General features: G+C 73.4%; 12 protein-coding genes. 6 read left to right on the forward strand and 6 right to left on the reverse strand.

The genetic code is table 11. The annotated features are described in order from the left end of the window. Window positions 1-964 (reverse strand): alkene reductase (locus GRQ65_RS21760; protein WP_160880125.1); only part of this gene is annotated, 964 nt, incomplete at its 3' end. Between the two features lie 199 nt (window positions 965-1,163). Here GRQ65_RS21760 and GRQ65_RS21765 point away from each other — a divergent pair. Beyond that, window positions 1,164-1,571, forward strand: a complete 408-nt coding sequence (locus tag GRQ65_RS21765) for a hypothetical protein (RefSeq protein ID WP_160880126.1) — start codon at window positions 1,164-1,166, stop codon at window positions 1,569-1,571. Window positions 1,572-1,637: 66 nt separating this feature from the next. Here GRQ65_RS21765 and GRQ65_RS21770 read toward each other — a convergent pair whose 3' ends face one another. From GRQ65_RS21770 to GRQ65_RS21780, 3 genes are read right to left on the reverse strand one after another with little or no spacing between them, the layout of a single operon-like run. Next, window positions 1,638-2,309: a response regulator gene (locus tag GRQ65_RS21770; RefSeq protein ID WP_160880127.1), complete on the reverse strand. Its 672-nt coding sequence runs from the start codon at window positions 2,307-2,309 to the stop codon at window positions 1,638-1,640. Beyond that, window positions 2,294-3,778, reverse strand: a complete 1,485-nt coding sequence (locus GRQ65_RS23155) for a sensor histidine kinase (RefSeq protein WP_337191944.1) — start codon at window positions 3,776-3,778, stop codon at window positions 2,294-2,296. Before GRQ65_RS23155 ends, GRQ65_RS21770 begins: the two co-directional genes overlap by 16 nt. Next, window positions 3,765-4,136 carry a hypothetical protein gene (locus tag GRQ65_RS21780; RefSeq protein WP_160880129.1) on the reverse strand — a complete coding sequence of 124 codons (372 nt, stop codon included), beginning with the start codon at window positions 4,134-4,136 and terminating at the stop codon, window positions 3,765-3,767. Before GRQ65_RS21780 ends, GRQ65_RS23155 begins: the two co-directional genes overlap by 14 nt. Window positions 4,137-4,288: 152 nt before the next feature. Here GRQ65_RS21780 and GRQ65_RS21785 point away from each other — a divergent pair, with 152 nt between their 5' ends. Continuing rightward, a complete protein-coding gene (locus GRQ65_RS21785) occupies window positions 4,289-5,848 on the forward strand; it encodes an AMP-binding protein (RefSeq protein ID WP_160880130.1) in 1,560 nt (519 codons plus the stop codon). A 234-nt stretch (window positions 5,849-6,082) separates the two neighbouring features. On the opposite strand, the gene GRQ65_RS21790 is transcribed toward GRQ65_RS21785, so the two are convergent. Further along, on the reverse strand, window positions 6,083-7,129 hold the full coding sequence (locus tag GRQ65_RS21790) for an NAD(P)-dependent alcohol dehydrogenase (RefSeq protein ID WP_160880131.1): 1,047 nt from the start codon (window positions 7,127-7,129) through the stop codon (window positions 6,083-6,085). A 43-nt stretch (window positions 7,130-7,172) separates the two neighbouring features. Between GRQ65_RS21790 and GRQ65_RS21795 the strand changes: the two genes are divergently transcribed. The 4 genes from GRQ65_RS21795 to GRQ65_RS21810 are packed head-to-tail and all read left to right on the forward strand — an operon-like array spanning window position 7,173 to window position 10,980. Then, window positions 7,173-8,318 carry a Nif3-like dinuclear metal center hexameric protein gene (locus tag GRQ65_RS21795; RefSeq protein WP_160880132.1) on the forward strand — a complete coding sequence of 382 codons (1,146 nt, stop codon included), beginning with the start codon at window positions 7,173-7,175 and terminating at the stop codon, window positions 8,316-8,318. Window positions 8,319-8,358: 40 nt separating this feature from the next. Continuing rightward, window positions 8,359-9,123: a zinc ribbon domain-containing protein gene (locus tag GRQ65_RS21800; RefSeq protein ID WP_160880152.1), complete on the forward strand. Its 765-nt coding sequence runs from the start codon at window positions 8,359-8,361 to the stop codon at window positions 9,121-9,123. Next, on the forward strand, window positions 9,120-10,316 hold the full coding sequence (locus GRQ65_RS21805; protein ID WP_160880133.1) for a bifunctional RNase H/acid phosphatase: 1,197 nt from the start codon (window positions 9,120-9,122) through the stop codon (window positions 10,314-10,316). Before GRQ65_RS21800 ends, GRQ65_RS21805 begins: the two co-directional genes overlap by 4 nt. A 7-nt stretch (window positions 10,317-10,323) precedes the next feature. Beyond that, entirely contained in the window at window positions 10,324-10,980 is a 657-nt protein-coding gene (locus tag GRQ65_RS21810; RefSeq protein WP_160880134.1) for an aminoglycoside phosphotransferase, read from the forward strand. Here GRQ65_RS21810 and yaaA read toward each other — a convergent pair. Beyond that, window positions 10,967-11,734: a peroxide stress protein YaaA gene (yaaA, locus tag GRQ65_RS21815; RefSeq protein WP_160880135.1), complete on the reverse strand. Its 768-nt coding sequence runs from the start codon at window positions 11,732-11,734 to the stop codon at window positions 10,967-10,969. The genes GRQ65_RS21810 and yaaA overlap by 14 nt on opposite strands. Window position 11,735 lies beyond the last annotated feature (1 nt).

Here is an 11,735-nt window from a genome sequence, read left to right on the forward strand (position 1 = left end):
GGAACGGGCGGCCCACGACGACCGCGTCGGCGAGCCCGGTCTCGAGGAGGGCCTCGACCGACTCGAGCGAGGTCACGTCACCGAAGCCGTCGTTGAGCAGGACGCTGCCCCCGAAGCGCTGGCGCAGGTCGGCGACCAGGTCGCGCAGCGGCTCGAGCGGGCTGGCGAGCAGGCTGAGGTAGGCCAGGCCGAGCGGCGCGATGCCGTCGACGACGGCGCGGTAGGTCTCGACGAGGTCGTCGGAGCCGATCTCCTCGCCGATGCCGTTGAACTGGTGGCCGGGGGAGAGGCGGATGCCGACCTTGTCGGCGCCGATGGCCTCGGCGACGCCCTTCGCCACCTCCACGACGAGCGAGGCGCGGGCCTGCGGCGAGCCGCCCCAGCGGTCGTCGCGGGTGTTGACGGTCGGGTCGAGGAACTGGTGCAGCAGGTAGCCGTTGGCGGCGTGGATCTCGACCCCGTCGAGACCGGCCTCGACCGCCTTGCGCGCGGCCGCGGCGTACTCGTCGACCAGCGCGGCGACCTCGTCGGTCGTCAGCGCGCGGGGGACGTCGTGGGGCTTCGAGCCGTCGGCGGTGACCATCTCGCCCGGCGCCTGCACGTCGCTCGCGCCGATGGTCTCGACGCCGTCCTTGTTGTCGGTGTGCGCGATGCGCCCGGCGTGCATCAGCTGGGCGACGATGCGCCCGCAGCCGTCGTGGACGCGGTCGGCGACCAGGCGCCAGCCGGCGACCTGCTCGTCGGTGTAGAGACCGGGGACGTTCAGGTAGCCCTGGCCGACCTGGCTCGGGGCGATGCCCTCGGTGATGATCAGGCCCGCGCCGGCGCGCTGGGCGTAGTAGGTGGCGTTGAGCTCGGTCGGAGCGTGACCTGCCCCCGCCCGGTTGCGGGTCAGGGGCGCCATCACGAAGGACTGGGGCAGCTCCCACGAGCCGATCGTGACGGGTTCGAACGCGCGCGACATGTGTCTACCTCACTGAGATCGGTGAAATCTGTACTACAGATCGGTACCCCCGTGGCTCGCCGGGTCACACGTCGCGCCGGCGAGGGGAGCCTCACGACCCCTGCGGGGAATACGGCGCGGACCGAGGAGGTCCGACCTCGTGAGAGCTCTCTCATGCGCGTCTCACCGGCGCCTCACCACGGGTGGACAGGGTGAGGTCATGACGCTTTCGACGAGCTCGACCCTCGCAGCCCTGTCCACCGCGGCCGTCCTGGCCGCCTCCACCCTCGCACTCGGGGGCACCGCCGCCGCGAGCGACGACGACCGTGGGGTCGAGCGCACCGGCTCCTGCTCGGGCTCGGCCCGCTGGGAGCTCAAGGCCCACGAGGACGACGGCGGCATCGAGGTGGAGGGCGAGGTGGACAGCGACCGCACCGGTGAGGCGTGGAGCTGGCGCCTGGTGCAGAACGGCGTCCGCGTCGACCGCGGCACCGCGACCACTGCCGGTCGCTCGGGCTCCTTCGACGTCGAGCGCCGGGTCGCCGACCGCGCGGGCACCGACTCCTTCACCTTCCGGGCGAAGAACAAGACCACGGGCGAGGTCTGCAAGACCACCCTTGCCTTCTGACCCCCACCGTCACGACCTCCACCGTCACGACCCCGGCCGGCACCCGCCGGCCGGGGTCGTCGTGCGTCAGCTGGCGAAGCGGTAGCCCATGCCGCGAACCGTGGTGATCGCTCCGGCGCCGAACTTCTTGCGCAGGTAGCCGACGTAGACGTCGACGACGTTGGAGCCGGGGTCGAAGTCGAAGCCCCACACCTGGTCGAGGAGCTGCTCGCGCGAGAGCACCTGGCCGGCGTTGAGCATGAGGGTCTCGGCGAGGGCGAACTCGCGGGCCGACAGCTCGACGTCCCGACCGCCGGCGCTGGCGCGGCGGGTGCGCAGGTCGAGCCGCACCCCGCCGGCCTCGAGCGCGTCGCGGCTCGTGGCGGAGCCCGCGGACTCGGCGGAGCGCAGCCGGAGCCGGATCCGGGCCAGCAGCTCGGCGAAGCGGAACGGCTTGGGGACGTAGTCGTCGGCCCCGCCCTCCAGCGCCGAGACGGTGTCGGAGACGGAGTCGCGCGCGGTGAGCACGATGACCGGCAGCCGCGAGCCCTGCGAGCGGAGCTGGTCGAGGACCTCGAAGCCGTCGAGGCCCGGCAGGCCGATGTCGAGCACCATGAGGTCGAAGTCGCCCGAGAGCGCGTGGTCGAGCCCGACGCGACCGTCACCGACGGTCGTGGCGCGGTGCCCGTCGGCGCTCAGTCCCTTGGCGACGAAGGAGGCGATGCGCTCCTCGTCCTCGACGATCAGGATGCGGGCCACGGGTGGGTCTCCTCCACGGTCGGCAGACGTCGGGTGACACGGTCGGGCGGCTCGTGGGGTTCACCGGCGGGCACGGTGACGGTGAACCGCGCGCCGTGCGGGTGCTCGTGGGCGAGGTCGACCTCGCCGCCGTGGGCGTGGGCGATGGCGCGCACGATCGAGAGTCCGAGGCCGAACCCGCTGTCGGGCGCCTCGCCGCCGGGCGGCGCGTCGCCGCGACCGAACCGCTCGAAGACCAACTCGCGCTGCTCCGGCGCGACGCCCGGCCCGGTGTCACGCACCCACAGCCGTACCCGCGTGCCGTCGTACGACGAGCCGAGGGCGATGGTGTCGGCAGGCGTCGTGTGGGTGACGGCGTTGTCGCACAGCTGCAGCAGCGCCTGGGTGAGCCGCTGCTCGTCGACCGCCACCACCGCACTGGCGGTCTCGTCGAGCGCCCAGCGGCGCTCGGCCAGGCCGCGGGCCTTGGCGAGCGTGTCGACGGTGAGGCCCGTCAGGTCGGTCGGGCGGGGGGTCACGAAGTCGGGCCGGTCGCTCTTGGCCAGCAGGATCAGGTCGCCGACCAGGCGGGACATCCGGTCGACCTCGTCGAGCAGCAGGTCGCGGGTCTCGGCGATCTCGCGCGGGTCGCCGACGTCGAGCAGCTCGAGGTGCCCGCGGAGCACGGTCAAGGGCGTCTTGAGCTCGTGGCCGGCGTCGTCGAGGAAGCGGCGCTGCCCGGTGAAGGCGGCCTCGAGCCGGTCGAGCATGCCGTTGAAGGTGCGAGTCAGGGCAGTGATGTCGTCGTTGCCCGTCTCGGGCAGGCGCTGCGACAGGTCGCTGTCGCCGATCGCCTCGGCCGTCGTGCGCATCCGGCGCAGCGGGCGCAGCAGCCGCCCGGACTGGGCTGCCGCGAACCCCGTGATGACGAGCAGCGCGAGCAGGGAGACCACGGCGTAGGTCTGGATGGTGCCGACCAGCCCCGCCCGTGCGTCGCCGTAGTAGGTGACGACGAGCAGCGCGCCCGTCTGGTCGCCGCGCTGCACGGTCTGGGCGTGGACGATCAGCTCGTCGCGGGGGTCGTCGATCGTGGTCGACCCGTTGTCGTCGACGATGCCGGCGACCTCGCGGCGGAAGACGTCCTTGGCGCCGGTGTAGCCCCCGAACGACGTGGCCTGCGGCTCGCCGTCGTACCAGATCACGAGCGCCTCGTCCTCGTCGGTGACCTGCCTGTCCAAGAAGGCCCGGAGCAGCTCACCGACCGTGGCGTACGCCGCGCCGTCGCGGGCCTGGAACTCCCGGAACTCGGCGACGTTCTGGTCGACCTGGGCCGAGATCTGCTCCTCGATCCGCTCGTCCTCGATGAGGTAGACGATCAGACCCGCGGCGGTCAGGGCGAGGGCGGCGAGCAGCGCCACGGTCGCCGTGATGCGGACGCGGACCGAGACGCCCGAGCGGCGGGGCCCGGGCGCCGCGTCAGTCGTCGTCACCGCCACCGTGGCCCGAGCTGTCGTCGTCCCGGTCGTCGTCGTCGCCTCCGCCGTGGCCTGAGCGGTCGTCCCCTCCGTGGCCGCCGCCGTGGTCGTCCCACTCCTCCGGCGACGGCTTCACCTCGGGGATGGAGTCGTCGCTGGAGTCGTCTGTCGGAACGGCGGTGGGCGTGGGGGTGGGCGTGGGCGTGGCGGTCGCGCTCTGCGACGGGGCGGTGGAGCTGCTCGTCTCGTCGATGACGATGGTCTGGCGGGGCTCGGGCTGGTCGGCCGCGGACGCGACGAGGTTGCCGACCACGAACGCGCCCAGCGGGAGCACGAGGGCGAGGGCGGCGAAGACCTTCCAGAAGCGGCGCATGACGCCACCATCCTCGCCCATCGTGGGGCGAGCGTGAGATCTCGATGAGGAGGTTCTCATCGAGTTGCGGCTCGTCCGACGGGGCTGACGTCGCAACCCGGCGACAACCCCCACCTCCTAGGGTGTGACCACCCGCACCCGCAGGAGGTCTCGTGTTCGTCCCGTTCAGCGTCTCCGACTTCATCGACCGAGCGGTCCAGGTCTACGGCGACCGCACCGGCGTCTTCGACGAGCCCGACCAGCCCGCGCCGTCGCTCGGCGAGCTGACGTTCCGCGAGCTGGGCGAGCTTGCGAAGCGCCAGGCCGCGCACCTCGACGCCCTCGGGGTGGCCCCGGGTGAGCGCGTCGCGGTGGTCAGCCACAACAGCGCCCGCCTGCTGGCGTCGTTCTTCGGCGTCTCGGGCTACGGCCGGGTGCTGGTGCCGGTGAACTTCCGGCTGCGGCCGGACGAGGTGCAGTTCATCGTCGAGCACTCGGGGGCGAAGGTGCTCTACGTCGACCCGGAGCTCGACGACGCGCTGCGCGACGTACGCGCCGAGCACCGGTTCGTGCTCGGGGACGACGAGCACCTGTTCGCCGCCGAGGGCGCCGAGCCGCAACCGTGGGAGCACGACGAGAGCGCGACGGCGACGATCAACTACACCTCCGGCACGACGGCGCGACCCAAGGGCGTGCAGATCACGCACCGCAACATCTGGACCAACGCCGTGACGTTCGCGCTGCACGCCGGCGTCACCGACCGCGACGTCTACCTCCACACGCTGCCGCAGTTCCACGCCAACGGGTGGGGGATGCCGTTCGCGATGACGGGGATGGGCGTGCCGCACGTGATCCTGCGCAAGGTCGACGGTGCCGAGATCCTGCGACGGGTCGAGAAGCACGGCGTGACCGTGATGTGCGCGGCGCCTGCCGTCGCCGCCGCCGTGCTGGAGGCGGCGCAGACGTGGGAGGGCGAGATCCCCGGACGCGACAAGGTGCGCATCATCATGGCCGGCGCCCCGCCGCCCACGAAGACGGTGATGCGGGTGCAGGAGGAGCTCGGCTGGGAGTTCATCCAGATCTACGGCCTCACCGAGACCAGCCCGCTGCTCACCGTCAACCGGACCCGGGCGGAGTGGGACGACCTGCCAGCCGAGGAGCGCGCCCAGAAGCTCGTGCGCGCCGGTGCGCCCGCCATCGGGGTGACGCTGAAGATCGACGCCCCCTCGGAGGAGGACGGCGACCACGCCACGGGCGAGGTGCTGGCCCGCTCCAACGTGGTGCTGGAGGGCTACTGGGACCAGCCCGAGGAGTCGGCGACCGCCCTGCGCGACGGGTGGTTCCACACCGGCGACGGTGGCGAGATCGGCGAGGACGGCTACCTCACGATCTCCGACCGCAAGAAGGACGTGATCATCACCGGCGGCGAGAACGTCTCCTCGATCGAGGTCGAGGACGTGCTGTTCAGTCATCCGGCCGTGGCCGAGGTCGCGGTGATCGGGGTGCCCGACGAGAAGTGGGGCGAGACGATCAAGGCGCTGGTCGTGCTCGCGGCGGGCGAGACGGCCACCGAGGCCGACCTCATCGCTTGGTGCAAGGAACGCGCCGCGGGCTACAAGGCCCCCACGTCGGTCGAGATCCGCGACGAGCTCGCCCGCACCGCCACCGGCAAGCTCCAGAAGTTCAAGCTGCGTGCGCCGTACTGGGAGGGGCGCAGCCGGCAGGTGAACTGACGCGGGCGGGTCAGGCCCCCGTCGTTCAGTCGACAGTCGAACTTCCCGGTCACCTGGTGACCCCGGAAGTTCGACAGTCGATGCCCGCTACGACCCGGCCCCGTCTGTGCAACTTCCTGGTCGTCAGGTGACTCGGAAGTTGCACAGACCGCCGACCCGGCCGCCGTCCGGTCGACAGTCGAACTTCCCGGTCACCTGGTGACCCCGGAAGTTCGACTGTCGACGCAGCGAGCCTCAGCCCAGCGTGCTGGCGTCGATGACGGCGCGGTAGCGCACGTCGCCGTCGACGACCTTGTCGTAGTACTCGTCGACCTGGTCGGCGGAGATGACCTCGACGGTGGCGGCGATGTCGTGCTCGGCGCAGAAGTCGAGCATCTCCTGGGTCTCGGCGAGGCCGCCGACCATCGAGCCGGCCATGGCGCGGCGCATGGTGAGCAGGGAGAACGCCGAGGCCTCCAGCTTGTCGCTGGGCGCACCGAGGTTGACCATCGTGCCGCCGCGGCCGAGCAGGCCGAGGAAGGCGTCGATGTCGACCCCGTCGCCGACGGTGTTGAGGATGAGGTCGAAGGTGGCGCGGTGCGGCTTGGTCGCGGCCTTGTCCTCGGTCGCGACGTAGTCGTCGGCGCCGAACTCGAGGCCGTCGTCCTTCTTGGCGTCGGTGCGGCTCAGCACCACGACCTCGGCGCCCATCGCCGAGGCGATCTTGACCGCGACGTGACCGAGGCCGCCCATGCCGATGACCCCGACCTTGGTGCCCGGGCCGGCGCCGTAGCGCTTGAGGGGGGAGTACGTCGTGATGCCGGCGCACAGCAGCGGCGTGGTCGCCGCGAGGTCGACACCGTCCGGCACCTTGACGACGAAGTGGTCGCGCACGACGACCTCGCCGCTGTAGCCGCCCTGGGTGACCTCGCCGTCGTAGCCCTTGCTGGAGTAGGTCTGCACGACGCCGCGCTCGCAGAACATCTCCTCGCCGTCCTTGCAGGCCTCGCACTCGAGGCAGGAGTCGACGAAGCAGCCCACGCCGACGACGTCGCCGACCTGGTGGCGGGTGACCTGGTCGCCGACCTCGACGACGGTGCCGACGATCTCGTGGCCGGGGGTCATCGGGAAGATGCCCTGGCCCCACTCGTCGCGGGCCTGGTGGATGTCGGAGTGGCAGATGCCGGCGAAGGCGATGTCGATGCGGACGTCGTCGGGACGCAGGTCGCGGCGCTCGATCTCGACCTTCTCGAAGGCGGCGCCGGCGCTCGAGACGGACAGTGCGGGAACGGTCGTGGTCATGGTTGAACCGGTAACCACCCGGGCGCCTCGGTAGCCTCTCGGCGTGCCCACGCTGAGCGAGCTCGTCGACCTGCTGCACGGCTGGTACCCCCCGGCCACCGCCGACTCCTGGGACGCCGTCGGCCTGGTCGCGGGCGACCCGGACCAGCACGTCGACAAGGTGCTGTTCGCCGTCGACCCGACCGAGTCGGTGGCCCGCGAGGCGGCCGAGTGGGGGGCGCAGCTGCTCGTCGTGCACCACCCGCTGTTCCTCAAGGGCGTCCACGGCGTGGCGCGGACGACGCCGAAGGGCCGCACCCTCGGAGTGCTCCAGGACGCCGGCTGCGCGCTGCTCACCGCCCACACGAACGCAGACCAGGCGCGCCACGGGGTGAGCGAGGCGATGGCGCTCGCGCTCGGCCTGAGCGATCTGCGGCCGCTGCGCCCGGCCGCGGGCCCGGCGCTCGACAAGCTGACGACGTACGTCCCGGTGGCGGACGCCGAGGCGGTGCGCGCCACGCTGTCCGGTGCCGGCGCGGGGGCGATCGGCGACTACGACCACGCGTCGTTCTCGACGCCGGGGGAGGGCCGCTTCCGCCCGCTCGCGGGCGCGAAGCCGGTCATCGGCAGGGTGGGTGACCTCGAGGTCGTGGACGAGGTGCGCGTCGAGTGCGTGCTGCCGCGCCGGGCCCGCGCCCGGGTGGTGGCGGCGCTGCTGGACGCCCATCCCTACGAGGAGCCGGCGTACGACGTCACCGAGCTCGCCGACCCGGGCCTGGCCGCGGAGGGGACCGGCCGGGTCGGCGAGGTGGAGCCCACGACCCTGCGCGGCTTCGCCGAGCGGGTCGCCTCGGCCCTGCCGGCCACGGCCCAGGGCGTGCGCGTCGGCGGCAACCTCGACCGCGAGGTGCGCCGGGTCGCGCTGTGCGGCGGGGCCGGCGACTTCCTGCTCGACGAGGTGCGACGCACCGACGCCGACGTCTATGTGACCAGTGACCTGCGTCACCACCCGGCGGCGGAGTTCCTCGAGCACGGGTCCGGGGGCGGCCCCGCACTGGTCGACGTGGCCCACTGGGCGGCGGAGTGGACGTGGCTGCCGGTGGTCGAGGCGCGGCTGCGGTCGGCGCTGAGCGGGTCGGGGATGGCGGGGGATACGGTGAGCACCCGCGTCAGCACTGTCGTCACCGACCCCTGGGTCGCACGGCTGTGAGACCGGGACAGATCGAGGTGCACGTGAACAGGAGACTCCGCTGAAAGCCGATCCCGCCGCCCAGCTCGCCCTCCTCGACCTCCAGGCGCTCGACTCCCGCGCCGACCAGCTGCGCCACCAGCTCCGCACGCTGCCCGAGCTCGCCGAGATCGGGGCGCTCCAGGCCCAGCGCTCGGCGCACGAGAACCAGCGCCGCGACGCCCAGATCGCCGTCGACGACCTCACCGTCGAGCAGTCCAAGCTCGACGCCGACGTCGAGCAGGTCAAGGCCCGCCGCACCCGGGACCAGCAGCGCATGGACCAGGGGCTGATCACCAACCCCAAGGACCTCGAGCGGATGCAGGGCGAGCTGGTCTCGCTGCAGCGCCGGATCTCCTCCCTCGAGGACGACGAGCTCGAGGTCATGGCCCGCCTCGAGGACGCCCAGGGCGACCTCGACCGGTTCGCCGCGCAGGTGGCCGAGGCCGACGAGCGGCTCACGGCCCTGGGCAAGAGCCGCGACGCCCGGACCCTCGAGGTCGAGGAGGAGCTGACGCGTGTGGCCGCCGACCGCGGACCGGTCGCCGAGTCCGTCCCGGAGCCGCTGCTCGCGCTCTACGAGCGGCTGCGCGTCAGCAAGGGCGGAGTCGCCGTGGGTGCGCTCCGCGCCCGGGAGTGCGGCGGCTGCCGGCTGAGCCTCGACCCCTCCGAGCTCGCCCAGATCCGCGCCGCGGCGCCCGACGAGGTGCTGCGCCACGAGGAGTGCCAGCGGATCCTGGTGCGCACCCCCGAGTCGGGCATCTCGCCCGCGCTCGACAAGCAGTGACGGGCCCCACCTCGGCCGTCGGCTCGGTCGTCGGCTCGGTCGTCATCGAGGCCGACGGCGGGTCGCGCGGCAACCCCGGCCCCGCGGCTTACGGCGCGGTGCTCAAGGACGCCGACACCGGTCGCGTGCTGGCCGAGGACGGCACCCGCATCGGTACGGCGACCAACAACGTCGCGGAGTACTCCGGCCTCATCGCCGGGCTGCGGCTCGCGGCGGAGTTCGCCCCGGCCGCCCGGGTCGAGGTGCGGATGGACTCCAAGCTCGTCGTCGAGCAGATGGCGGGGCGTTGGCAGGTCAAGCACCCGAGCATGAAGCCGCTGCACCGCGAGGCCTCCGAGCTGGCCCCGGCCGGCACCCGCTGGACCTGGGTCCCGCGCGCACAGAACGCCCACGCCGACCGGCTCGCCAACGAGGCGCTCGACGGGAAGCGGGACGGGGTCACGGCCGCCGACGCCCGCGACCCGGGGCCGGCCGAGGACGACAGCGCGGTCGAGGCCGCCACCGAGAAGCCGCCGGCCCGCGGCTGGTCGGCCTCGACCGAGCCGCCGACCACGCTGGTGCTGGTGCGCCACGGCGTCACCGTCCACACCAAGGCCAAGCGGTTCTCCGGTGGGCTCGGCGGCGACGACCCGGCACTGAGCGAGGAGGGCCGGGCCCAGGTGCGCGCCAGCGCCCACTGGCTGGCCCCGATCGCCGCGTCCGTGGCGGCCGTCGTCGCCTCCCCGGTGCGCCGCACCCGCGAGTCCGCCGAGATCGTGGCCGAGACGCTCGGCCGCCCGCTCGAGCTCGAGCCGGGCTTCGCCGAGATGGAGTTCGGCCGCTGGGACGGGCTGACCTTCGCGGAGGTCGCCGAGCGCGACCAGGCCGGCCTCGACGCCTGGCTCGGCTCCACCGACGTGGCGCCGCCGGGCGGCGAGTCGTTCGCGACCGTGCAGGAGCGGGTGCTCGCCGGGCTGGAGCGGGTGCGCGCGGCGTACGCCGGTCGCACGGTGGTCGTCGTCAGCCACGTCACGCCGATCAAGACCCTGGTGGCGCAGGCGCTCGACGCACCGCTGACCTCGGTGTTCCGGATGGAGCTGACGCCGGCCTCGGTGAGCGTCGTGTCGTGGTACGCCGACGACCGCGCCTCGCTGCGGCTCTTCAACGCCAAGCCGCCCGGCGACGACGCGTTCGGCGCCTCCGGTCTGTGGTGACGGCACCGTGACCGACCGTCCGTCGGCGCGGGTGCTCGACCTGTTCGCGGTGCCCGACGTCGTCACGCCGCTGCCCGGCGCGCCGGAGGGGCCCGGCGTCAGTGTGGTCGCGGGCGACCTGCTGCTCACGCCCGGCCGCGACGTCGACACGCTCGCCTGGCTGGCGCCGCTGGTGGCCCGCCTCGCCATCGCGCTCGACACCCGGCCCGGCCGGTCGCGACGCGACCTGCGGATCGCCGTACCGGTGCCCGCGCGCGACGGCAGCCTGGTCGTCGAGGGCTGGTCGGCGAGCCGCTACGAGCCCGGCAGCGTCGCCTGCCGCGATCTCGGGGTCACCCTCGCGGCCGGCCGGCTGCTCCACGCCGAGCTCGCCGCCTGGGTGCCCCAGCGCCCCGAGGCGCTCGAGCCGGTGCCGGTCGAGCTGCCCGGCCGCGCCGCCCAGCTCGTGCACACCGAGCTGGCCGGGCGGGTGCTCCTCGACCCGTGGGGTGCGCCGGTCGTCACCGACGTGACGCCCGCCTGGGCGCCCCCGCAGTGGGCCGAGGCCCTCTGTGTGCTCGACGCCGTGGCCGTCGGGGACGCGCCACCGTCGGTGCTGGAGACCTGGGGGAGCGCCCCCGAGCGAGACCTGCTCGCGACGGCGCGGTCGCTCAGACCTCGCTGACCACCACGTCGAGCTGGGTGGCACCCTTCACCTCGGTCGGCTCGACGTGCCACCCGAGGTCGCGCAGCGCCTCGGCGAGGCGGGTCGGCGTGCGCGGGTCCACACCCTCCTCGAGGAGCGCGCGCACGAGGCGGCCCTTGGTGGCCTTGTTGAAGTGGCTCACCACCTTGCGCTGCCCGCCCGACTCGTGGAGCACGCGCACCGTCGCGACCCGCGGACCGGTCGGCCGCCAGAACGCGGCGTACATCCCGCTGCGCAGGTCCACCAGCAGCCCGTCTCCGACCCGCTCCGGCAGCACGTCGGCCAGCGCCGAGCGCCAGTGGGCGGCGACCCCGCCGAGCCCGGGCAGGGTGGCGTCGCCCGAGAGGCGGTACGCCGGGATCCGGTCGGCGGGGGAGACGACCCCGAACAGGCTCGAGGTGACGAGCACCCGTGCCGTCGCCCGGCGGCGGGCCGCCGTCGAGGCGGAGGCGAGGTCGAGCGCGTCGTACAGCACCCCGGTGTAGACGGCGTCGGCCCGCGCGCTCGGCGCCGTGCGCACCTCGGCGTTGAGGTCGACGAGCGAGAGCTGGGTGCGCGGCACGTCGAGCACCTCAGCCGCCCGCGCGGGGTCGGTCGAGCACAGGTCGCCCAGCGCGTCGAGCACCCGGTCGCGGGCCTCGGTGAGCGCCGGCAGCGTCAGGGTGGAGAGGTCGAGCGGCTTGCCCCGCCGCGGCGCGGCCTTGCCCTCGCTCGGCGGCAGCAGGATCAGCACA

It is taken from the genome of Nocardioides flavescens (assembly GCF_009823805.1).
Taxonomy (GTDB): Bacteria; Actinomycetota; Actinomycetes; order Propionibacteriales; family Nocardioidaceae; genus Nocardioides; species Nocardioides flavescens.